The sequence below is a fragment of the Bradyrhizobium sp. LA2.1 genome (assembly GCF_040547725.1).
In the GTDB taxonomy this organism is placed as follows: domain Bacteria; phylum Pseudomonadota; class Alphaproteobacteria; order Rhizobiales; family Xanthobacteraceae; genus Bradyrhizobium; species Bradyrhizobium barranii.
In genome coordinates, this window is the sequence record NZ_JBEPQI010000001.1 from 656,407 (window position 1) to 678,189 (window position 21,783).

Sequence of the window (21,783 nt, forward strand, 5' to 3'; positions counted from 1 at the left end):
CCACTCCCGCAACGGACAAAACCCGCTCAATCCCTGGGATCGAGCGGGCAGCGTGGCCGTTTCAGTACATCCGTGAAACGGCGCAGGATCTTAGGCCAGCGAGAGATTCTCTGCGCTGACCTTGCCTCGCATCTTGTCGGTCTTGGCCTCGAAGTTGACCTTCTGGCCCTCGGCGAGACCTGAGAGACCAGCCCGCTCGACTGCGCTGATGTGAACGAACACATCGTTGCCGCCGTCGTCGGGCTGAATGAATCCAAAGCCCTTTTGGCCGTTGAACCACTTCACGGTACCTGTCGTCATTATTCTTCTCCAAAGCGCATACGCGCACATTCCGCGTGACACTCACGCAGAACCAGATTCAATTCGTCGATGTCTCTGGAAAAGGAGCCCGCGGGCGCATTCAACAAGGCACAGCGGCTGAACGAACAGCACCAACGTATACCTCATCGGCGCCAGTTGCAAGGCTTGGCGGGATTTAATGCCTCATGGGCTTCGGCGGAACAATTCGGACTTTGCGGATTCAGGCCCGAAAGGCGCCTGAGGCAAGGTGAATTGCGCGTTCGCAGCCGCGATTTGGTGTCGGCTAACTGTGCTGGCCCGAGAGCGTCGATGCGATGCCGCGCTATCGAGCGCTCACCGTACGCCACCGGCAAGTTGCTCGCGGAAGACCCGCACCACTCTCCCTCCAGCCAATCGACTGTGTGCACCGAAAGACTGCCAAGCTCCACACGTGCCGGCACCGCCGCGCAGGGATACTAGATCGCGCCTGACAGTGCGGGGTCGGATTGGAAGCGTGAACGACTTGCTCCCGGCGTTGGCGTCAAGGCAAAGTGCTGGAAAACAGGGAGGTCAGCATGTCACTGCTTGGCAAGGCCGCCGTCGCGATGTGGTGGAGCGTCCGCCCCGAGCAGCGCGCGGAGTTCGGCGACTGGCATTCCCACGAGCATTTTCCCGAGCGGATGAGCATTCCCGGCTTCCGGCGCGGATCGCGCTGGACCAGCACGACGGACACCGACGGCTTCTTCGTGCTGTACGAGCTGGAGCGGTACGAGGTGCTCACGTCGATGGGATATCTCGACCGGCTCAACGCGCCGACGCCGTGGTCGACCAAGATGATGCCGCACCATCTCGGCATGGTCCGCAGCCAGTGCCGCGTCGCCGCCAGCTTTGGCGGCGGCGTCGCGACCTCGCTCGCCACCATCCGGCTTTCGCCGGAGGCCGGGCGCGAGGCGGAGTTGCAAGCACATCTCTCGGAGACGCTCGGCACATTGGCGCAGATGCGGGGACTGACGGGCGCGCACCTCCTCCTGACCGACACGCCCCGGACCAGCTCGCCCACCACCGAGCAGCAGATCCGCGGCAAGGACGGCGCCGCCGACTGGATCATGCTGCTGTCGGGTTACGATGCCGACGCGATCGAGCAGGTGACCGCCGACCGACTTTCGCCGGCGGCGCTTGGCGCTCTGGGCGCGCAGGACAATCCGACGATCGGCCGCTACCGGCTCGCCTTCACGATGACGCCGCAGGATGTGGCAACGATCTGACGGATCGGTCGTCCGGCCGGCCGCGAGGTAGATCTCGCACCAGGCGAGCTCGATTCAATTGAGCGCGCAAACGGCCAACCGTTGCACATGGGGGATGTGTTTCAGGTTCTCGCGTGCAGCACGAAGGCGGACAAGGCTCGCCAGGTGTGAGCTCAGCTCCCCTCGCCTGCATCCTCATCGCGGCCCTCCTCGCCTGCGACATATTCGAGGATGTCTCCGGGCTGACAATCGAGCTCGCGGCAGATCGCGGCCAGGGTCGAGAAGCGCATCGCCCTCGCCTTGCCCGTTTTCAGGACCGACAGGTTCTGGATGGAAATGCCGATTGCGTCGGCGAGGTCCCCGAGGCGGCGCTTCCGCTTCGCAAGCATGACATCGAGGTTCACGACGATCGGCACAAGCATTCACCTCAGATCGTCAGCTCGTTTTCGGACTGCAGCAGGATGGCGTGCTCGATGACGAATTTCAGCGCCATCAGGAACATCCCGCCCGCGATCGTGCCGATGTCGACGTTGTAGGACGGCAGGAAGAACTTGACGTCGCCGATCTCGTGCAAGGCATAAGCCACCGCGTTGCTGGTGATCAGGTCGATGAACGGCCAGATCACCAGAATGATCCCCATCCACCACACGCCCTGAAGCGTCTCGGACGCGAAGATCCGGCCGCGTGCGAATCGGTGCACCATACGGTGCAGGATGCCGATCAACACGGCGAAGAACGAGAGCTGAAGCGCAAATAGCGTCCAGAACAACAGCTGTCCCGGGCGCGACATCTCGAGCGGATTGGCGACAAGGCCTGCGCATTTCACCTGGTCGGGCCCGAGGCTCGCCGCGATCGAGGCGGAGGCGGTCGTGCTCCGGAGATAGGCGAGCCACACCACCACCGGCAGTGCCGCCCTGATCGCCCAGAACGCAAGATCGAGACGCCGGAACCAGCTCTGCCGGGCCTCACGTACCGATATCTCCACCACACCCATCTACAAGCACTCCGCAATTTCCAGGCAACCACCCACCCCCAATATGCATGTTCCGCGCGATTGACTCAACCTTAAGCGCGACATATTGATCGTTTATCATGAAATATTTCATGACAATTGATCCAATATGGAGCCCCCATGCGTTCCACCCTCGTCCGGCACCTGCTCGCAGCGCTGTTGTCCATCTCCCCGCTTGGAAACGCCGAAGCCGCAACGGCCAGCGGTCCCGCCGGCGTCTGGCTGACACAGTCGGGCGACGCGAGGATCAAGGTGAGCCGTTGCGGCAATGCGCTATGCGGTCGGGTCGTCTGGCTGAAGGAGCCGATCGATAAGAAGACGGGCAAGGCGCAGCTCGACGACCATAACGCCGATCCTGCATTGCGCGCCCGGAAGATCGTCGGCATCTCCCTGTTCATCGACATGCAGGCGGCCGGCGCCAATCAATGGTCGGGCAGGATCTACAACGCCGACGACGGAAAGACCTATGCGAGCACCGTCACCTTGCTGCCATCCGGCAGTCTCAACGTCCGGGGCTGCATGGGAACGTTGTGCGCGGGTGAAGACTGGACGCGGTGAGCGGCAACCCGATCCAAAACAACTTCCAACAACTTCAAAGGCAACATCAAAGGCCGCCGGTTTCGGCGGCCCCCGTTTATCTGCAACGCCATGTCGGATCGGCGGCATCCCGGTCGTCCTTGAGACATGAATGGGCCGTAGACGCCAAGGTCGGGCCCATCGATGCAAGAGGATGAAAGAACATGCCCAGCACTGTACGTCTGCACCGCGTTCTCTCGACCAGTCCGGAGAAAGTCTATCGCGCCTTCCTCGAGGCGGATGCGCTGGCGAAATGGCTTCCGCCGAACGGCTTTACCTGCACCGTCCATCACCTCGAGCCCAAGGTCGGGGGCACGTTCAAGATGTCGTTCCGGAATTTCACGACGGGCAACAGCCACGCCTTCGGCGGCGAATATCTCGAGCTCGTCCCCGGCGAACGTCTCCGCTACACCGACAAGTTCGACGACCCCAATCTACCCGGCGAAATCCAGGTGACCGTGACGCTGAAGAAGGTCTCGGTCGGCACCGAGGTCGACATCACCCAGGCCGGCATCCCTGACGTCATCCCGCCGGAGGCCTGCTATCTCGGCTGGCAGGAATCGCTGCGAAGCCTCGCAAGGCTCGTGGAGCCGGAGATCAATCAGTAGCGGCGAAATCAGTATCGTAGGGTGGGCAAAGCGCAGCGTGCCCACCGATGCTCTCTCAACCTCGGAAAGATGGTGGGCACGGCGCTCCGCGCCATTGCCCACCCTACGGCACTGATGACAGCTCTCCGTCGTCATTGCGAGCAGCCAAGCAATGGCGGCTGTTGCTGGGCTACGCGCCCGCCTTCGGCGTAATCCCACCGCTTGCGGCCCATCGATCGGGGTCGGGGCTGTGTCCGATCAGCGCAAGGCCGTAGGCGATCGACTCGAACTGGTCGCCCGACATCAGCCGTTCGTTACCGAACCGCTCGGCGAACAGCTTTCTGACGGCCGGAACGAAGGAAGTCCCGCCGGTCAAGAACACCTTCTCCACCTCGCGCGCGGTGATGCCCGCTTCGCTTAGCACCTTGTCGACGGTGGCACCCAGCCGGGCGATGTCGTCGGCAATCCAGGATTCAAAATTCTTCCGTGTGATGGTCGCACCGATGTCGACGCCGCCCCCCTTGAAGCGGAAGTCCACCTCGTCCCGCGCCGACAGCGCGACCTTGGCGTCGGATACCGCGCGGTAGAGCGAAAAGCCGAGGTCGAGATCGACGATGGTGATGAAATCTTCAAGGAGCTTCGGCTTCAGCGCGCTGCGCGCAAGCTCCCGAAGCTCGCGCAGATCGCCATTGCTCTTCATCATCGCGAGCTGATGCCAGCGCGCGAGGTTGGTGTAGTGGCCGGTGGGGACCGGCAGCACCTTGTCGAACGAGCGGAAGCTAGAGCCTTTTCCCAGCCGCGGCGAGACGACGTGGTCGACGATGCGGTAATCGAAGGTGTCGCCGGCAATGCCGATGCCGGCGTGTCCAAGCGGCTCGGCGCGCAAGGCTCCTCCCGCGCGCGAAAAGCGCATCACCGAGAAATCGCTGGTGCCGCCGCCGAAATCCGCAACCAGCACGGTGGCATCACGCTCCAGCCGTCGGGCGAAGGAGAACGCCGCGCCCACGGGCTCGTAGACATAGCGCGCGTGGCCGGCGCCGAGGCGTTCGAACGCGGCCCGATAGCGCTGCATCGCCAGCGCTTCGTCGGGATTGCCGCCGGCGAACCGCACCGGGCGGCCGACCGTGATGTTGGACGTCTCGAAGCCGAACTTTTCGCCGCCATGGCGCGCCAGCGTGCGCAGGAACGCCGCCAGAACGTCCTCGAACTTGAAGCGCTGCCGAAACACTTGCGTGGTGTTGAAGCTGGAGCTCGCCGCAAACGTCTTGAACGACTGCAGGAAGCGGTAGACGTGGCGGCCTTCGAGGAACGTCTCGATGGCCCATGGACCGCCTTCGGCCTGGGCGCCGGCGCCCGGCCGATCCTCCCAGAAGCACAGCGCCGAGACGTAGACGCTGTGGCGCTGGCCGCCGTGATCGAAGCGGATGGCCTCGACCCGGCGATCGTCCGCCGCGATCGCGACGACCGTGTTGCTGGTCCCAAAATCGATGCCGATCGAGACGGCGGGCGAGGCGCTCGACATGAACCACTCTGACCAGTTGATTGGAAAAGGGGGCAGACCACTAACGGCTTTGGCTGGGCCTGCCAAGACCTTGAATGTTGCGGTGCGGTTGGATTTGGAACCCGCGCCGCTCTGTCCGCGCTCTTTTGCCTCCGTAATGGGGGCCTTTTGGGGCCGATCTCGCAATTCCAGCAGCCCGGCTGGCAATTTTGAGCTCGGTTCGGTCCCTTTAACGGATCATTATGCTGCAATGCGGGAGCATGCATGCTGCTATGCAATGGCATGCATGGACACTGGCATCTGGTATACGTAGATTGCCCTTCGAAATGAGACAGCATCACTGACCGTCTCGAGAAAGGGAATTCAGATGTCCAAGACCGCTTCCGTCGCGCTCGCCCCCTCCGCCTCGCTGTTCACCCGCTTCCTGGCCGCGGTCGATCGCTTCCTGATGGCGAGCGCCGAGATTTCGAATCACAACGGCGACCTGCCCCGCTTCGGCCTGTAAGCAGCGCCTCCCGCGCGGCAAGCGCGACGCGCCGGTTTCAGAACCGTCCACATACTACTTTTGATGAATGGCCCCGCAGGACGGGGCCATTTCTATTTGCGTTGTCCCGAGTCACAGCCGCAACCGATGAAGGTCCTGCGGCATTTGCGCACGGTGATCGGACCAGCGCTTGAACCTTGGCATAATGAATACAAGAATGCCCCTCCAGCGCTCGCAGAAAAATTAGAGGCGCCACGGGAGGCTTTATGACGGACATGGTGCAGGCAACGGTTCCAACCGCCGCGCGGGTTAGCGACACGTATCGCTGGACGCAATTGGCGGTCGGTGTAGCGGCGATGGTGATGATCGCCAATTATCAATACGGCTGGACGTTCTTCGTCCCCGACATCCAGAAAAAGTTCGGCTGGGATCGCGCCTCGATCCAATGGGCCTTTACGCTCTTCGTGCTGTTCGAGACATGGCTGGTGCCGGTCGAAGGATGGTTCGTCGACAAATACGGCCCGCGCATCGTCGTGCTCGTCGGCGGCGTGCTCTGCGCCATCGGTTGGGCGATCAACGCGCAAGCCACCACGCTCAACGGCTTCTATCTCGGCATGATCATCGCGGGCATCGGCGCCGGCGGCGTCTACGGCACCTGCGTCGGCAATGCGCTGAAATGGTTTCCCGACAAGCGCGGTCTTGCTGCCGGCATCACGGCGGCCGGTTTCGGCGCGGGCTCCGCGCTCACGGTTGCGCCGATTCAGGCCATGATCAAGGACAGCGGATTCCAGACCACCTTCCTGTATTTCGGGCTCGGCCAGGGCATCATCATCTGCATCCTCGCCTTCTTCCTCTACGCGCCGAAGGCCGGACAGGTGCCTCCCGTTGTGCAGAACGCTGCGTTGCAACAGACCCGCCGCAACTATCAGCCAACCGAAGTGCTGCGCCAGCCGATCTTCTGGCTGATGTACTTCATGTTCGTGATCGTCGGCGCCGGCGGCCTGATGGTGACGGCGAACCTGAAGCCGATCGCAGTCGACTGGAAGGTCGACAGCGTTCCGGTGACGCTGATGGCGGTGACGATGACCGCGGTGACGTTCGCAGCCACGATTGACCGCGTGCTCAACGGTCTGACGCGTCCGTTCTTCGGCTGGATCTCCGACATGATCGGCCGCGAGAACACGATGTTCATCGCCTTCGGCATGGAAGGGTTCGGCATCTGGATGCTCTACCTCTGGGGACACGACCCGCTCTGGTTCGTGTTGCTGTCGGGCTTCGTGTTCTTCGCCTGGGGCGAGATCTACTCGCTGTTCCCCTCGACCTGCACCGACACGTTCGGCGCCAAGTTCGCGACCACCAATGCGGGCCTGCTCTACACCGCAAAGGGCACCGCCGCGCTGCTTGTCCCGATCGCCAACTACATGCAGCAATCGTCGGGCACGTGGGACAGCGTGTTCATCATCGCGGCCGGCGCCAACATCCTGGCTTCGCTGCTGGCGATCATGGTGCTCAAGCCCTGGCGCAAGGTCGTGGTCGCGAAATCGACCGCCGCCGCCTGACGCGCGCCACCACATCTAAACCAAGCACGACGCCCGGCCTCACGGCCGGGCGTTTTCGTTTTTGCAGAACCCGCCTTTGCTACCGCTGACGTGAAGGGAACCGCGCACTTTTCTTGCGCTGCGTCACAAGATTGGGCTTGCCTTCTGGAATATGGTATACCAATGTCCCCGCCGCGCTTGCGACGATAAGCCACAATATTTGCGACACTGGGTCATCTTGCAATCCCAGGTCGCATTCAATCAGGCGCGTTGGGAGGTTATTGATGATTTCCAGCACGGACGGCGCCGTCACAGCTGCGCCTCTTCGCACCGGTTTCCGTTGGTTCCAACTCGCCATGGGCATCGTCTGCATGGCGATGATCGCCAATCTGCAATACGGCTGGACGTTGTTCGTCGATCCGATTGACGCCAAGTATCATTGGGGCCGCGCGGCGATCCAGCTCGCTTTCACCATCTTCGTCGTCACCGAGACCTGGCTGGTGCCGATCGAGGCCTGGTTCGTCGACAAATACGGTCCGCGCATCGTCATCATGTTCGGCGGCGTCATGATCGCTCTGTCCTGGGTGCTCAACTCCTACGCTGACTCGCTCGCCCTGCTTTACGCCGCCGCGGTCGTCGGCGGCATGGGCGCCGGCGCGGTGTACGGCACCTGCGTCGGCAACGCGCTGAAATGGTTCCCCGATCGCCGCGGTCTCGCCGCCGGTGCGACCGCTGCCGGCTTCGGCGCGGGCGCCGCGCTCACCATTGTGCCGATCGCGACCATGATCGTAACGAGCGGCTACCAGCACGCGTTCCTCACCTTCGGCATCGGCCAGGGCCTGATCGTGTTCGTGCTCGCCTTCTTCATCCAGCCGCCGCGGATCTCGATCCCGCCGAAGAAGAAGCAGCTCAATCTGCCGCAGACGAAGATCGACTTCACCCCACCGCAGGTGCTGCGCACCCCTATTTTCTGGGTGATGTATCTCGTTTTCGTCATGGTCGCCTCCGGCGGCCTGATGACCGCGGCACAGATCGGCCCCATCGCGCACGACTTCAAGATCGCCGACACGCCGGTGACGCTCGCGGGCTTCCAGATGGCGGCATTGACGTTCGCGATCTCGCTCGACCGCATCTTCGACGGTTTCGGACGTCCCTTCTTCGGCTGGGTCTCCGACACGATCGGCCGCGAGCACACCATGTTCATCGCGTTCGGCACCGCGGCGGTAATGCTGCTGACGCTGTCGGCCTATGGAAACATACCGATCGTGTTCGTGCTCGCGACCGCGGTGTACTTCGGCGTGTTCGGCGAGATCTACTCGCTGTTCCCCGCCACCTGCGGCGACACGTTCGGTTCGAAATACGCAACCACCAACAACGGCATGCTCTACACCGCGAAAGGCACGGCATCCCTGCTCGTCCCGCTCGCGAGCGTGATCTCGGCAACGTACGGCTGGAAGGCCGTGTTCGTGGTCGCAGTGGCGCTGAACGCGACGGCGGCGCTCACGGCGCTGTTCGTGATCAAGCCGCTGCGCCGCTCCTTCATCCTCGGCAAGGAAGCCGAGAGCGCCAACGCCGCGACCGGCAACGCCAAGACCGAGACAGCGTAGCGACCACACGCCTTTCAATCGGTCGAAAGGGGCGCAGCGATGCGCCCCTTTTCCGTTTTGGCACGATGACAAACGTCAGTATTACTGCCGCAAGAATTTTCGGATCAGCCAAATCGAATGCTTGACGATTGGCATTATGTATACCACACTTCCCCTGTCATTCACCTAGGGAGGTTGCAATGCTGGTCGGAGACATTCTGCGCAAAAAGACACCGCGCGTTGTCACGGTGCGAATGAACGAAACGGTGGGTATCGCCGCCAAGCTGATGCGCGCCAACAACATCAGCGCGCTGGTGGTCAAGGACGTGGTCCGTTCAGAAGGCAACACCGCGGTCGGCATGTTCACCGAGCGTGACGTGGTGCGCGCCGTCGCCGAGCATGGTGCCAACGCCATCAACGTCAAAGTCTCGCAGCTCGTGTCGGTGCAGCAGCTCGTATCCTGCAGCTCCTCAGACACGATCGAGCACGTCCGGCATCTGATGAACCGCAATCACATCCGTCACCTGCCGGTCATCGACGATTACAGCCTCGTCTCCGTCATCAGCATGCGCGACATCGCAGCTGCCGTTGACGAAGCGATCAACGGCTCGCCGCAAGCAGCAGCTTAAAGCGTCACACTTCCCCTGCGACTACCGGCCCCGGCTCGGACCTCTCCGAGCCGGACCGGATCTTTCGTCCCAAAATTCCGGACACCCGCGAGGATTTCATGAAGATCTGCATCTACGGCGCCGGCGCGATCGGCGGATATCTCGGGGTTCAGCTCGCACGCGCTGGCGCCGACGTCAGCCTGGTCGCGCGCGGCGCCCACCTTGCCGCGATGCGCGAGCGCGGGCTGACCCTGCTCGCGGGCGAGGAGAAGCACACCGTGCATCCGCGCTGCACCGACGATCCCGCCGAACTCGGCGTGCAGGACTACATCATCATCACGCTGAAGGCGCATTCGATCACCGGCGTGATCGAGAAGATGCAGCCGCTGCTCGGGCCGCACACCCGCATCGTCACCGCCGTCAACGGCATCCCCTATTGGTATTTCTACAAGCACGGCGGCCAATACGAGAATTCGACGCTGGAGAGCATCGACCCCGGCGGACGGCAGTGGCGCGAGATCGGCGCCGAGCGCGCCATCGGCTGCATAGTCTATCCCGCCACCGAGATCGAAGCGCCCGGCGTGATCCGCCACGTCTACGGCAACAATTTCCCGCTCGGCGAGCCTTCCGGCGAAATCACCTCGGACGTGCAGCGCCTCGCCGATCTCTTCGTCGCCGCCGGGCTGAAAGCGCCGGTGCTCGACCGCATCCGCGACGAGATCTGGCTGAAACTCTGGGGCAATGTCTGCTTCAACCCGATCAGCGCACTGACCCATGCAACGCTCGACGTGATCTGCACCGATCCCTCCACGCGTGCGCTGTCGCGCGCGATCATGGTGGAAACGCAAGGCATCGCCGAGACGTTTGGCGTCAAATTCCGCGTCGACGTCGAGCGCCGCATCGAGGGCGCCCGCAAGGTCGGCGCGCACAAGACCTCGATGCTGCAGGATCTCGAGCGCGGCCGTCCGATGGAGATCGACCCGCTCGTCACCGTGGTGCAGGAGATGGGCCGCCTCACCGGCATCGCCACGCCCGCGCTCGACTCGGTGCTGGCGATGGTGACCCAGCGTGCTCGCATCGCCGGCCTCTATGACGGCGTCTCCGCGCCTGCCGATCCCCGTGCACTGGCGGTGGCGTGATGGCGGGCGAGATGAAACAGTGGCTGCGCTACCGCCATAGCGGTGCGACCGGCTTCGGCACCCTGACGCAATCAGGCATCAGCGTGCATGAGGGCGAGATGTTCGGCCGCCATGCAGCCACCGGCAAGATGCTGGCGCTGTCGGAGGTCGAGCTGCTCGCGCCCTGCGCGCCCAGCAAGATCGTCGCGCTCTGGAATAATTTCCACGCGCTCGCCGCCAAGCTGAACCAGCCCGAGCCGCCGGAGCCGCTCTATCTGCTGAAGGCGACCACCACGATCACGACGCCGGGCGCCGTGATCCGCCGCCCCTCTTATTACGACGGCAAGACCACCTATGAGGGCGAGCTCGGCATCGTCATCGGCAGGACCTGTGCCCGGGTCTCGCCGGCGGAAGCGGACAGCTTCATCTTCGGCTACACCTGCGTCAACGACATCACCGCCAACGACATCCTGACCAGCGATCCCACCTTCCCGCAATGGGCCCGCGCCAAGGGCATCGATGATTACGGCCCGTTCGGCCCCGTCATCGCAACCGGCCTCGATCCGGCCAAGCTCACCGTGCGCACCATCCTCAACGGGGCGGAGCGGCAGAACTATCCGATCTCGGACATGATCTTCACCGCGCAGGAGCTGGTCAGCAAAATCTCCCACGACATGACCCTGCTTCCCGGCGACCTCATCGCCGTCGGCACCTCGGTCGGCGTCGGGGTGATGAAGGAGCCGGTGAATTCCGTGACCGTCGCGATCGACGGCATCGGCGAGCTCACGAACGAGTTTCGGCTGTAACTCGCAGCGTCATTCCTAGGCCGCAAATCCATCGTGGGCCCGGAATGAAGGCTCGCCGGCCATTTGCGCCGCAGCCCGGCAAAAATTGATCCTGCGCAAATCGGCGGTCGCGGCTGCCGCTATCCTTCCCGGCAACAGATCGATTTCTGATGCAAGGGAGGATGTCATGTCGAACGCCAGTAATGCACTTCTCTGGGCGGCTCTGTACTTCGCTCTTTCGTTCGCTGCGATCTTCGTGGTCTGGTTCGCCGACAAGATGCGCACGAACTTCCTCGGGAAATGATAGCCCGAGGCTCGCCGGCTCGCGCCGACGCCTGCTGCTAGCCTCCCCGAAAGGGGCCCACGCAGTGCCGTAGCCCGGATGGAGCGAAGCCTAATCCGGGACGGGCGTTTCTGCGCGCGCAGACCCCGGATTGCGCTTTGCTCCATCCGGGCTTACAGGCCTTGCCCCGCTCCCCGGGAAAACCTGGCACCCTGCTCTCCGCCAATCGACTGACGCAACCAGCAGTGGATCGCGCGACCGGAAACATCTGGCAACCCCGCCCGCCCCTTGATCTCGGTTCCGCTCTCCAATAGCAACTATGGCGAGAATGTGTCCCGGGTGGGGAAGTCACGATGTGGCTGTTTTTCGTGGTTGCCTGGTTTGTCCTGCTAGCCGCCATCGCTATCCTCGCCCAACAGGCGTTTGGTTATGACGTCGCGCACTTGTCTGCCCTGTTTGCGGACCTGCCTATGCCGCAGCGTATCGCAACCGGCGCGATCGTGACGCTCGGGCTGGCGCTGATCGGCGCCCCCGCCTGGCGGCTCTCGCGTCAGGATCGCCGCCTCAATACCCTGCGCGACCGCCTCAAGAAGACCCGCGAGGATGTCGTCGTCGCCCACGCCCTGCAAAACCACCTCGACGCCACCGTCCAGCACCTGATCGAAAGCGATCCCCGCGAGGCCGTCTCCGCCCTCCATGACAAGCTGGGCGAGACTGAGCAGCGCGCCCTGCTCCAGCAGGGCCGCAACGAATCCACCGACATGCACGACCAGCTCGCCGAGATCCGCCGACGCCAGCAGGGGGTGCGAGAGATGGTGGGCAAGGTCGCCGATCAGCGGCGCGCGGTCGAGCCTGTTTTCACCGAGATCCGCGACCGCCAGAACCAGCTCGAACGCTCCCTGCTCGACCTCGAGACCGACGACCGCAAGAACAACCTCGCCGACCGCCTGAAAGATGTTGCGCGCGACGTATCGGCGCTGCTGTCACGGGTGAACGCGGTCCAGGACACTTTCGTGACCCTCAGCCAGTACAAGGAAGATCTGGCGAAATCCCATGCCGAGCTGATCCCGCTGCGCTCGTCGGACGCCGGCATCAATGCCCTGATCGGCGAGCTCGGCCTCAGCCATGACCGCCTGGCCAAGAGCATCGACGAGCTCGAGACCGGCGGCGAGGCGCCGCTCGACACTCGCGTCGAGACGCTCTCGAAGAACAAGATCGAGATCGCGCAGCGCCTCGCCCGCATCGACGACAGCTTCAACATCCTGAAAGCGATCCGGCTCGATTTCGAGGAGCTCGGCCAGCGCCAGGCCCAGCTCGAACGCTCGCTCGCCGACGTCGAAACCGACCCCGACGGCAAGACCCTCGTCGACCGTCAGAACGCGCTGAATGATTTCGTCCTCCAGTCGCGCCAGCGCCTCGGCGTGTTGCAGGAGACGCTGGCGACGCTGAACGCCTTCAAGATGGAGCTGTCGAAGTCGCAGGCCGACCTCGTTCCGCTGAAGGCGCCGGTGTTCGGCATCGAGGCCATGATCGCCGAGGTCGGCGCCACCCGCGATCTTCTTGCGAACACCGTCGGCGAGATCGAGGCGAACGGCGACGTCACCCTCGCCTCGCGCGTCGATGCCCTCGCCAGGAGCAAGCGCGAGGTCGAAGACCGCCTCGCCCGCATCTTCGACAATTTCAACGCGCTTGATGCCCTGCGCAAGGACATCGGCGGCATCTTCTCGACGATCCGGAACAGCTTGAACAGGATCGGGTGAGAGACGCGTAGCAGCTGCGTAGGATGGGTAGAGCGCAGCGAAACCCATCCTACCGACCAGGCCGCGCACTCCGAAACATCCAGACACATCACATCCCTGTACACCCGATCAATGCCGCCAACATGTCCCGCGGGTGCCGCAACTTGGACGCATTCGGCCGCCTTCTATGAGGCGTGTCTGGGGGCACGGCCGTGCCGTGTTTGGACCAAACCTTCTAGGGGTATGACTGTGAAGAAAATTGTAATTGCTCTGGGTGCGACGCTTGCTCTGGTGACGGCTGCGAACGCTGCGGATCTGCCGCGTCGCCAGCCCGTTCCCGTCTATCCTGCGGAGCAGGCGCCGATCGGCAAGATGCCGATTGGCAAGAGCCCGATTGGAAAGGCCCCGATCGGCAAGGCGCCCGGCCCGGTCGCTGCGCGCTACTGACGCGTAACGGAAATACGCGCAAGACATCTGCGTAAGCGGCCGGTAGTCGAGGGGCACAACGTGACGAACACATCTGATCGATCGGGATCCTGCATCCTCGCGGGATTCGCTCTCGCGGCGATGCTCGCCTGCACCACCCCCTCGGCCTCGGCCCACGAAGCGAACAAGCGCGTTGCCGACGCCAATGCGCTTGCTACGGCCGACGCCGCATCACGACCGGCGCCGCAATCGACGCGGCGCTCCGTCGCACGCGCAGAGAAAGGTCCCTACTACGTCGACTTCCGCGCGCGGACGGCGGCGAGCTGGGGCCATGCGTTCGTCTGGTACGGCAAGACCAGCGAGCGCGCCGTCGAAGTCGCGGGCCTCACGCCCGCCGGCGACACTTGGGCCTATGTGCTCGGTCACCTCACCTGGGTGCCAGCCGAAACCGGCGCGAGCTACGGCGATCTCGATCCGGACTATCTGACCGCGAACTACCGCGTCTATCTGAGCGAAGCCGACGCCAAGCGCGTCTTCGCCTATATCAAGAAATTGCAGGCGAGCTCGCCGGTCTGGAACGCTGAGACCACCAACTGCACCGGCTTCATCGGCGACATCGCCGAGTTCATGGGCCTGCAGGTCCCCTACCGCTGGCAGCGCCCGGAAAAATTCGTCAACAGCCTCAAGGAAATGAACGGCGGCCGCCAGATGGTGCGGCTGTCGGCGGAGTAGCCGTTATTCGCCTTTGACATGATTGGCGAGCATTCCTCGACAGTGCTATTGTAGGTGGTGAGCAGGCGCTGCGGGAAAGCGTCTGGCGTAGCGTAATCAAAACTCAACCGAGGCAAGACCGAGGACTATAAGCAACGCGCCCAGGTGCCGCTCATCCGTTCCACAAACCTTCACGGAGGTCGAGATGGCTAACAATCAGACGGGCTCAAGTGCTGACCGGTTGAAGCATCCATTTCTCGAAAAGCTCGGCGCGATACCGGCCGCAGCCGAGGGCCTCTTCGCATACAGCGCGAAGATCGTATGCGGCAAGCAATCCGAGGCAAGCTGCTGTTGTGTCGCCGGCGCGCGGCCGGGCGTGTATGCGACCGAGGTCAACATTCAAAATCTCAACCTGGTGACGGCACCGGTTCTGAAGTTCGTCGTGCCCTTGATCAACTCGGGCGCTGTTGTTGCGCGTGAACCCGACGTCGCCGACCCGACCACGTTCGCTGCACGTCAGGTAGAGGTCATCAAGCTTCCTCCGTTGGGGGCGACGATGGATGATTGCTGCCGTATCGCAGAGATGCTGCTGGGCGCGGCCCCGAGCGGAGACACCGCGCTCACCATCGCTATCTTGACGATTGTCAGCCAATTCGAACTGTCTGTCTCCGTCGTCTACACCGCGAACCCTCTGAGCGGAGACGGCATCAGCATCGACGTCGAGTATATTCCATCGCGACTCCTGCGGCTTCGTGGCCAAGGTTGACGCGGGACCCAGTTGGCGCTCGGCCTTCCCGGCCCCCTTAGAGCAGCACCCTTGCTACCTCTCCGCCGTCGCCCCTTTTGGCCAGGACGACGGCGGGAGAATACGCCAAGCGCCCCGCACCAAAATTATCCCCCCACGGAATCCCCTCACGCCTCGCATGATCGCCCCGCCCCCACCGCACGGCGGCGCAATAGACATTTCCCGACCCCGGCGGCATCCTGCCGCCATCAACCGATAACAGAGTGCCACGCGAGGCGGGGGAAACAGATCATGCTGCAGACACGGTTCACAAAGCTCGTCGGCGTCGAGCACCCGATCGTCCAGGGCGGCATGCAATGGGTCGGACGCGCCGAGCTGGTCGCCGCGGTCGCGAACGCGGGCGCGCTCGGCTTCATCACGGCGCTGACCCAGCCGACCCCGGAAGACCTGACCAAGGAGATCGCGCGCTGCCGCGACCTCACCGACAAGCCCTTTGGCGTCAACCTCACCATCCTGCCCGCGATCAAGCCGCCGCCCTACGCCGAATACCGCGCCGCCATCATCGAGGCCGGCATCACCGTGGTCGAGACCGCCGGCAACAAGCCGCAGGAGCATGTCGACGAGTTCAGGAGGCACGGCGTCAAGGTCGTGCACAAATGCACCAGCGTCCGCCACGCGCTCTCGGCCGAGCGCATGGGCGTCGACGCCATCTCGATCGACGGGTTCGAATGCGCCGGCCACCCCGGCGAGGACGACACCCCCGGCCTGATCCTGATCCCGGCCGCCGCCAACAAGATCAAGATCCCGATGATCGCCTCGGGCGGCTTTGCCGATGCCCGCGGCCTCGTCGCCGCCCTGGCGCTCGGCGCCGAGGGCATCAACATGGGCACCCGCTTCATGGCCACCAAGGAAAGCCCGATCCACCAGCTCATCAAGGAGAAGATCGTCGCCAATGACGAGCGCGAGACCGAGCTGATCTTCCGCACCATGCGCAACACCTCGCGCGTTGCCAAAAACGACATCTCGACCAAGGTCGTCGCCATGGAGAAGGAAGGCGCGAAGTTCGAGGACATCCGCGAGCTGGTTGCGGGCGCCCGTGGTAAGATGGTCTATGCGACCGGCAATTCGGACGAAGGCATCTGGTCGGCGGGCCAGGTGCAGGGCCTGATCCAGGACATCCCGAGCTGCGCCGAGCTCGTCTCGCGCATCGTGCGCGAGGCCGAAGCCATCATTCGCAGCCGGCTCGAAGGCATGATCGCTCATCCGAGCGCACAAGCCGCTGAATAATCACTGCAAGAAGCGAGAGTAATTCATGAAGGCTTATGTCTACGGCCCTGACGGCGCTCAGATTTCCGACGTCGCTCAACCAACGCCTAAGGGCACGGAGGTGCTGGTCCGCGTCCGCGCCTGCGGGCTGAACCGCGCCGACACCGGCATGCGCAAGGGCCACGCCCATGGCGCCGCCGGCGGTGCCGGCACCGTGCTCGGCATGGAATGGGCCGGCGAGGTCGCCGAGCTCGGACCGGATGCCAAGGACGTGAAGGTCGGCGACCGCATCATGGGCTCGGGCGGCGCGGCGTTTGCCGAATACACCCTGGCCGATCACGGCCGGCTGTTCCGCGCGCCCTCGAACATGAACTTCGAGGAAGCCGCCACCCTGCCCGTCGCGCTCGCGACCATGCACAACGCGGTCGTCACCGTCGGCGGCGTACAGCCTGGGCAAGCCGTGCTGATCCAGGGGGCGAGCTCCGGCGTCGGCCTGATGGCGATGCAGATCGCGCGGCTCAAGGGCGCCAAGCTCGTGATCGGCTCATCGACCGATCCCTATCGCCGCGGCCGGCTTAGGGAGTATGGCGCCGACCTCGCCGTCGACTCCTCCGACCCCAAATGGGTGGACGAGGTGCTGAAGGCGACGAACGGCGAAGGCGTCGACCTCATCGTCGACCAGGTCTCGGGCAAGGTCGCGAGCCAGAACCTCGCCGCCACCAAGGTCAAGGGCCGCATCGTCAATGTCGGCCGGCTCGGCGGCACCCATGCCGACTTCAATTTCGACCTGCATGCCGCACGCCGGATCGACTATGTCGGCGTCACCTTCCGCACCCGCACCATCGAGGAGGTCCGCGAGATCTTCGACGAGGTCCGCAAGGACATCTGGGGCGCGGTCGAGTCACGCAAGCTGCAGCTGCCGATCGACAAGGTCTATGCCTTCGCCGACATCGACAAGGCGTTCGAGCACATGGAGGCGAACAAGCATCTGGGGAAGATCGTCGTGACGCTGTGATCCCTGGCCGGGCGACGAGCGCGCGGTCTCGTAGGGTGGGCAAAGCGAAGCGTGCCCACCACAGCGGTTGATCAGGAGACACTTGTTGGTGGGCACGGCGCTACGCGCCTTTGCCCACCCTACGAGACTGAGCCGGTGGCATAAGCGAGCATTCAATTCGGAAGCATTCGCAATAGTTTCGCTCCTGCAACTCACTCGCGACTACAGCTGTGGATCGTCGCTTGATGTTCAGCCCTAGGCTGCTAAATCCCCGGCCATGAGCGCACAGCACAACAAGACCTCGGTCGCCGCAATCTCGATCTTCGCCAGCGGCGGCATGGCGGCGGCCAAGTTCGCGGTCGGGATCGCGATCGGCTCGCTGGCGCTGATTTCCGAGGCCCTGCATTCCTCGATCGACCTGGTCGCGACCATCATCACCTGGGCGGTGGTGCGGGTGTCCGACAAGCCGGCCGACGAAGAGCACCATTACGGCCACGGCAAGCTGGAGAGCATCTCCGCGCTCGGTGTCACCGCCCTGCTCTACGTGCTGGCCGGAGGCATCCTGGTCGAATCCTACAGCCGCCTGCGCGAGGGAACCCCGCCGCCGACCATCTCGGCCGTACCGTTCGTGGTGCTTGTGATCGACATCGTCGTGAACTTGTGGCGTGCCCGCGCCCTGCACCGCGCTGCACGGGAAACGCGCAGCCAGGCGCTCGCGGCGGACGCGCTGCATTTCGCCTCCGACGTACTCGGCTCGTTCGCCGTGATCATCGGCCTGATCCTGGCCGCCCTCGGCTTCTGGTGGGGCGACGCCGCGGCGGCCGCCGCCGTCGCCGTGATGATCGCCCTGCTCGGCCTGCGCATGGCCGGCTCGACCGTGCAGACGCTGGTCGATCGCGCCCCCGAGGGCGCGCAGGAGAAGGCCACGGCCGCGATCCTTGGCGTGCCCGGCGTGATCGACGTCGAGCGGCTGCGGCTGCGCATGGTGGGGGCGACCACGTTCATCGACACCATCGCGAAGGTGCCGCGAACCTATCCGATCGACCGCGTCGAGGAGATCAAGCGCAAGGCGCAGGCGGCGGTCGACAAGGCATTCGGCGACGCCGACCTTACCTTCACCGCCGTCCCCGTCGCGCGCGACAACGAGACCGTGCGCGACCGGATCATGGTCATCGCACACAATTCCGGCCTCGCCATCCACCACGTCACGGTGCACGACCTAGGCGCCAAGCTGATCGTCGGCATCGACCTCGAGGTCGACGCCGGGATGCAGCTCGACGCCGCCCATGACATCGCCAACACGCTGGAGCGCAGCATCCAGGAGGAGTTCGGCGCCGACGTCGAGGTGGACGTCCATATCGAACCATTGGAACCGGAACTGCCGTTCGGGGTCGATGCCGTGCCGGAACGGGTGCGGGCCATCGCCTCCGCCCTGACGGAATATGCCGCCGGCGGCGAGATCTACGACATCCACAATGTGCGTGTCCGCAACACCGACGCCGGCGAGATCGTCAACTTCCACTGCCGTGCCACGCCCTCGATGAGCGTGATCAAGGTGCACGAGCATGTCGACGCGATCGAGCGCGCGCTGCGCCGCGCGTTCCCGAGCGTGAAGCGCGTGATCAGCCACGCCGAGCCGCCGCGGGCGTGACGCGAAATGTGCGGGGAGTCACACGTTCTCGTTTCGGACTCGCCACGCACGTAAGTTTGCGGACGCAAAACGCGCGAACTGCGCGTTGGATAAGAATAAATTCGCGTTAACGATTCGTTGACTCTCGACAGCCTGCGAAAACTGGATTCAAATCAGGCTTGATTCGGAAGCGATGTGGGGCTGCTTCCGAACTCAAGTTGCAAGCAGGTTTTCCAGGGGGCAGAAGGCATGTCGCGTGCAGACGCCGCGAACGTGCGCGTCCAATCCGATTCGATCAAGGGATTGGCGCAATCGATCGCGAAACCTGCCTACCATCGGCTCCTGATCGCGGAGCCGGCGCTGCGCCGCGCCGTGCCGACGCTGATCATCGCGTTCCTGGTCACGATCTGTCTCGGCGCGTTCGTGCAGGTCGTCGATCAGACGCGCCAGAAGCGGCAGGTGCTCCGCCACGACATCTCGGCGCTGGCCGACCTGCTCGCTGAGCGGATCGATCGCCTGACCTCGTCGCGGCAGGAGCGGCTCAAGAACATCGAGAACCTGCCGACGCTGCTGCCCGATCTCATCCCGTCCTGGGGCACGGCCTCCGGCCGCCACGTCGTCGTCACCTCGGCCGGCGTCGATCGCCGCATCCTCGCCCGCATTCCGATCGACCGCGACCCCTCAGGCAACGACCGCCTGCTCGATGCGATCACCACGGCGCAACTGGTCGCGGCGCCGCCGCGCGACAGCAACGTCTCCGACATGACGCTGCCGAGCGGCAACGCCGCGATGGCGACCTCGCGGCAGATCAAGTCGCTGCCGGGCCTCGTCACCGTGATCCAGGAGCGCAACGAGCCGATCTGGGGCTCGGACGCCGCGCTCTCGGTGACGCTGTCGGCGACCACCGGCTTCGTCGTCCTGATCCTCGGCTTCGCCTTCCACTGGCAGTCCACCCGCGCCCGCGAGGGCGACCTCATCAACGACGCCGTGCGCGGCCGCATCGACACCGCGCTCAACCGCGGCCGCTGCGGCCTGTGGGACTGGGATCTGTCGCGCGGCCGTATCTTCTGGTCGCAGTCGATGTTTTCGATGCTCGGCCTCGACGGTCGTAACGAGCTCCTCACCTTCGGCGAGGTCAACGCGCTGGTGAAGTCCGACGACATCGACCTGTTCGAGATCGCCGACCAGCTCATCTCCGGGAAGATCGACCATATCGACCAGACCTTCCGCATGCAGCACGTCGACGGTCACTGGATCTGGCTCCGCGTCCGCTGCGAGAAGACGCACGGGGCGACCGATTCCAGCGTGCACCTGATCGGGATCGCCGTCGACATCACCGAGCAGAAGAGCCTCGCTGAACGCACCGTCGAAGCCGACCTCCGCCTGCGCGACGCCATCGAGACCATTCCGGAGGCCTTCGTGCTGTGGGACGCGAGCGACCGCCTCGTGCTCTGCAACTCGCACTTCCAGCGCCTGCACAAGCTGCCCGACAGCGCCGTCATCCCCGGCACCTCCTACGAGACCGTGCTCGAGGTCGGCCGCATGCCGGAGGTACGCACCCGCCACAACGAGACGGCCAGCCAGGGTCCGGGCGCACGCACCTTCGAGGCGCAGCTCGACGACGGCAGCTGGCTGCACATCAGCGAGCGCCGCACCAAGGACGGCGGCTACGTCTCGGTCGGCACCGACATCACCCGCATCAAGGAGCACGAGCAGAAGCTGGTCGACAACGATCTGCGCCTGCGCGCCACCGTCATCGACCTGAAGCGCTCCCAGGCCGCCCTCGAGCGCCAGACCAACGAGCTCGCCGACCTCGCCGAGAAGTACCAGCGCGAGAAGACCCGCGCCGAGGAAGCCAACCAGACCAAATCGAAATTCCTCGCCAATATGAGCCACGAGCTGCGCACGCCGCTGAACGCCATCATCGGCTTCTCCGAGATCATGGGCTCGGGCATGTTCGGCGAGCTCGGCTCGGAGAAGTACCAGGAATACTGCCAGGACATCCTGACCAGCGGCCATTACCTGCTCGAAGTCATCAACGACATCCTCGACATGTCCAAGATCGAAGCCGGCCGCATGAAGCTCGACATGGAAGAGCTCGACCTCGGACAGACGCTCGCGGAGTCCCTCCGTGTCGTCTCCGGCCGCGCACAAGACAAGCATCTGACGCTCGACGCCGGGATCGAGAAATCGATCTCGGTCGTTGCCGACCGCCGCGCGACCAAGCAGATCATCGTCAACCTGCTCTCCAATGCGGTGAAGTTCACGCCCGACGGCGGACGCATCGTGGTGCGCAGTCGGCAGCTCGACGACAAGATCGTGCTGTTGATCGCCGACACCGGCATCGGGATCGCGCCGCATTCGCTGGCACGGCTCGGCCGCCCGTTCGAGCAGGTCGAGAGCCAGCTCACCAAGACCTATCACGGCTCCGGACTTGGACTTGCGATCGCGCGCTCGCTGGCGCAGCTCCACGGCGGCTCGATGCGGCTGCGCTCGAAGATCGAGGTGGGCACCGTCGTCCGCGTGACCCTGCCGCGCGATGCGATCAAGGCGGCGTCCGGGATGTCGGCTGCGGCCTAGCCCGGATATCTCACACGGATCGAGCGCATCGAGGCGCCGAATCAGCGAAAGTTGTTTTGCGAGAACGACTTTGAGATGATTCGAGAGGCGC

At 64.1% G+C, this 21,783-nt stretch carries 21 protein-coding genes; 17 read left to right on the forward strand and 4 right to left on the reverse strand.

What is annotated here, in order from left to right:
* Positions 1-90 precede the first annotated feature (90 nt).
* Entirely contained in the window at positions 91-300 is a 210-nt protein-coding gene (locus tag ABIB95_RS02785; RefSeq protein ID WP_028151479.1) for a cold-shock protein, read from the reverse strand.
* 554 nt (positions 301-854) lie between these two features.
* On the opposite strand from ABIB95_RS02785, the gene ABIB95_RS02790 reads away from it, so the two are divergent.
* Complete coding sequence (locus ABIB95_RS02790; RefSeq protein WP_354237826.1) at positions 855-1,544, forward strand: hypothetical protein; 690 nt, start codon at positions 855-857, stop codon at positions 1,542-1,544.
* 152 nt (positions 1,545-1,696) lie between these two features.
* Here the strand turns inward: ABIB95_RS02790 and ABIB95_RS02795 are convergent, their stop codons facing one another.
* Positions 1,697-1,939, reverse strand: coding sequence for a helix-turn-helix domain-containing protein (locus ABIB95_RS02795; RefSeq protein ID WP_063986544.1), 243 nt, complete (start codon positions 1,937-1,939; stop codon positions 1,697-1,699).
* 11 nt (positions 1,940-1,950) lie between these two features.
* Positions 1,951-2,517: a DUF2975 domain-containing protein gene (locus ABIB95_RS02800; protein WP_354237827.1), complete on the reverse strand. Its 567-nt coding sequence runs from the start codon at positions 2,515-2,517 to the stop codon at positions 1,951-1,953.
* Between the two features lie 138 nt (positions 2,518-2,655).
* On the opposite strand from ABIB95_RS02800, the gene ABIB95_RS02805 reads away from it, so the two are divergent.
* Both ABIB95_RS02805 and ABIB95_RS02810 read left to right on the forward strand, forming a co-directional pair.
* Positions 2,656-3,093, forward strand: a complete 438-nt coding sequence (locus ABIB95_RS02805) for a DUF2147 domain-containing protein (protein WP_071915551.1) — start codon at positions 2,656-2,658, stop codon at positions 3,091-3,093.
* 182 nt (positions 3,094-3,275) lie between these two features.
* On the forward strand, positions 3,276-3,719 hold the full coding sequence (locus ABIB95_RS02810) for an SRPBCC family protein (RefSeq protein WP_071915552.1): 444 nt from the start codon (positions 3,276-3,278) through the stop codon (positions 3,717-3,719).
* Positions 3,720-3,888: 169 nt separating this feature from the next.
* On the opposite strand, the gene ABIB95_RS02815 is transcribed toward ABIB95_RS02810, so the two are convergent.
* Entirely contained in the window at positions 3,889-5,220 is a 1,332-nt protein-coding gene (locus ABIB95_RS02815; protein WP_354237828.1) for an Hsp70 family protein, read from the reverse strand.
* Between the two features lie 346 nt (positions 5,221-5,566).
* Here ABIB95_RS02815 and ABIB95_RS02820 point away from each other — a divergent pair, with 346 nt between their 5' ends.
* The 14 genes from ABIB95_RS02820 to ABIB95_RS02885 all read left to right on the forward strand — a co-directional run bounded on the left by ABIB95_RS02820 (position 5,567) and on the right by ABIB95_RS02885 (position 21,692).
* Entirely contained in the window at positions 5,567-5,704 is a 138-nt protein-coding gene (locus ABIB95_RS02820; RefSeq protein WP_166098301.1) for a hypothetical protein, read from the forward strand.
* Between the two features lie 245 nt (positions 5,705-5,949).
* Positions 5,950-7,242 (forward strand): oxalate/formate MFS antiporter, encoded by a 1,293-nt coding sequence (gene oxlT / locus ABIB95_RS02825; RefSeq protein ID WP_071915554.1) that lies wholly within the window; start codon positions 5,950-5,952, stop codon positions 7,240-7,242.
* 263 nt (positions 7,243-7,505) lie between these two features.
* Complete coding sequence (gene oxlT / locus ABIB95_RS02830; protein ID WP_354237829.1) at positions 7,506-8,828, forward strand: oxalate/formate MFS antiporter; 1,323 nt, start codon at positions 7,506-7,508, stop codon at positions 8,826-8,828.
* Between the two features lie 179 nt (positions 8,829-9,007).
* A complete protein-coding gene (locus tag ABIB95_RS02835; protein WP_063984529.1) occupies positions 9,008-9,436 on the forward strand; it encodes a CBS domain-containing protein in 429 nt (142 codons plus the stop codon).
* Positions 9,437-9,534: 98 nt separating this feature from the next.
* On the forward strand, positions 9,535-10,554 hold the full coding sequence (locus ABIB95_RS02840; protein WP_063984530.1) for a 2-dehydropantoate 2-reductase: 1,020 nt from the start codon (positions 9,535-9,537) through the stop codon (positions 10,552-10,554).
* 11 nt (positions 10,555-10,565) lie between these two features.
* On the forward strand, positions 10,566-11,339 hold the full coding sequence (locus ABIB95_RS02845; protein WP_354237830.1) for a fumarylacetoacetate hydrolase family protein: 774 nt from the start codon (positions 10,566-10,568) through the stop codon (positions 11,337-11,339).
* Between the two features lie 615 nt (positions 11,340-11,954).
* Positions 11,955-13,361 (forward strand): coiled-coil domain-containing protein, encoded by a 1,407-nt coding sequence (locus ABIB95_RS02850; RefSeq protein WP_354237831.1) that lies wholly within the window; start codon positions 11,955-11,957, stop codon positions 13,359-13,361.
* A gap of 222 nt (positions 13,362-13,583) precedes the next feature.
* Positions 13,584-13,787 carry a hypothetical protein gene (locus ABIB95_RS02855; RefSeq protein WP_063984531.1) on the forward strand — a complete coding sequence of 68 codons (204 nt, stop codon included), beginning with the start codon at positions 13,584-13,586 and terminating at the stop codon, positions 13,785-13,787.
* Between the two features lie 60 nt (positions 13,788-13,847).
* Positions 13,848-14,498, forward strand: a complete 651-nt coding sequence (locus ABIB95_RS02860; RefSeq protein ID WP_354237832.1) for a hypothetical protein — start codon at positions 13,848-13,850, stop codon at positions 14,496-14,498.
* Positions 14,499-14,682: 184 nt separating this feature from the next.
* Positions 14,683-15,243: a hypothetical protein gene (locus tag ABIB95_RS02865; protein WP_166098330.1), complete on the forward strand. Its 561-nt coding sequence runs from the start codon at positions 14,683-14,685 to the stop codon at positions 15,241-15,243.
* Positions 15,244-15,513: 270 nt separating this feature from the next.
* Complete coding sequence (locus ABIB95_RS02870) at positions 15,514-16,509, forward strand: NAD(P)H-dependent flavin oxidoreductase (RefSeq protein ID WP_354237833.1); 996 nt, start codon at positions 15,514-15,516, stop codon at positions 16,507-16,509.
* A gap of 25 nt (positions 16,510-16,534) precedes the next feature.
* Positions 16,535-17,503: a quinone oxidoreductase family protein gene (locus ABIB95_RS02875; protein ID WP_354237834.1), complete on the forward strand. Its 969-nt coding sequence runs from the start codon at positions 16,535-16,537 to the stop codon at positions 17,501-17,503.
* Between the two features lie 256 nt (positions 17,504-17,759).
* On the forward strand, positions 17,760-19,133 hold the full coding sequence (locus ABIB95_RS02880; protein WP_354237835.1) for a cation-efflux pump: 1,374 nt from the start codon (positions 17,760-17,762) through the stop codon (positions 19,131-19,133).
* Positions 19,134-19,361: 228 nt separating this feature from the next.
* The gene (locus tag ABIB95_RS02885; protein WP_354237836.1) at positions 19,362-21,692 is read left to right on the forward strand and encodes a PAS domain-containing sensor histidine kinase; all 2,331 of its coding nucleotides are present in this window, start codon (positions 19,362-19,364) and stop codon (positions 21,690-21,692) included.
* Positions 21,693-21,783: the final 91 nt, after the last annotated feature.

Excerpts from the sequence above, each read along its gene's own strand:
- ABIB95_RS02785 (WP_028151479.1), bottom strand. The coding sequence starts at position 300 with ATGACGACAGGTACCGTGAAGTGGTTCAACGGCCAAAAGGGCTTTGGA.
- ABIB95_RS02790 (WP_354237826.1), top strand. The coding sequence starts at position 855 with ATGTCACTGCTTGGCAAGGCCGCCGTCGCGATGTGGTGGAGCGTCCGC.
- ABIB95_RS02800 (WP_354237827.1), bottom strand. The coding sequence starts at position 2,517 with ATGGGTGTGGTGGAGATATCGGTACGTGAGGCCCGGCAGAGCTGGTTC.
- ABIB95_RS02805 (WP_071915551.1), top strand. The coding sequence starts at position 2,656 with ATGCGTTCCACCCTCGTCCGGCACCTGCTCGCAGCGCTGTTGTCCATC.
- ABIB95_RS02810 (WP_071915552.1), top strand. The coding sequence starts at position 3,276 with ATGCCCAGCACTGTACGTCTGCACCGCGTTCTCTCGACCAGTCCGGAG.
- ABIB95_RS02815 (WP_354237828.1), bottom strand. The coding sequence starts at position 5,220 with ATGTCGAGCGCCTCGCCCGCCGTCTCGATCGGCATCGATTTTGGGACC.
- ABIB95_RS02820 (WP_166098301.1), top strand. The coding sequence starts at position 5,567 with ATGTCCAAGACCGCTTCCGTCGCGCTCGCCCCCTCCGCCTCGCTGTTC.
- oxlT (WP_071915554.1), top strand. The coding sequence starts at position 5,950 with ATGACGGACATGGTGCAGGCAACGGTTCCAACCGCCGCGCGGGTTAGC.
- oxlT (WP_354237829.1), top strand. The coding sequence starts at position 7,506 with ATGATTTCCAGCACGGACGGCGCCGTCACAGCTGCGCCTCTTCGCACC.
- ABIB95_RS02835 (WP_063984529.1), top strand. The coding sequence starts at position 9,008 with ATGCTGGTCGGAGACATTCTGCGCAAAAAGACACCGCGCGTTGTCACG.
- ABIB95_RS02840 (WP_063984530.1), top strand. The coding sequence starts at position 9,535 with ATGAAGATCTGCATCTACGGCGCCGGCGCGATCGGCGGATATCTCGGG.
- ABIB95_RS02845 (WP_354237830.1), top strand. The coding sequence starts at position 10,566 with ATGAAACAGTGGCTGCGCTACCGCCATAGCGGTGCGACCGGCTTCGGC.
- ABIB95_RS02850 (WP_354237831.1), top strand. The coding sequence starts at position 11,955 with ATGTGGCTGTTTTTCGTGGTTGCCTGGTTTGTCCTGCTAGCCGCCATC.
- ABIB95_RS02855 (WP_063984531.1), top strand. The coding sequence starts at position 13,584 with ATGACTGTGAAGAAAATTGTAATTGCTCTGGGTGCGACGCTTGCTCTG.
- ABIB95_RS02865 (WP_166098330.1), top strand. The coding sequence starts at position 14,683 with ATGGCTAACAATCAGACGGGCTCAAGTGCTGACCGGTTGAAGCATCCA.
- ABIB95_RS02870 (WP_354237833.1), top strand. The coding sequence starts at position 15,514 with ATGCTGCAGACACGGTTCACAAAGCTCGTCGGCGTCGAGCACCCGATC.
- ABIB95_RS02875 (WP_354237834.1), top strand. The coding sequence starts at position 16,535 with ATGAAGGCTTATGTCTACGGCCCTGACGGCGCTCAGATTTCCGACGTC.
- ABIB95_RS02880 (WP_354237835.1), top strand. The coding sequence starts at position 17,760 with ATGAGCGCACAGCACAACAAGACCTCGGTCGCCGCAATCTCGATCTTC.
- ABIB95_RS02885 (WP_354237836.1), top strand. The coding sequence starts at position 19,362 with ATGTCGCGTGCAGACGCCGCGAACGTGCGCGTCCAATCCGATTCGATC.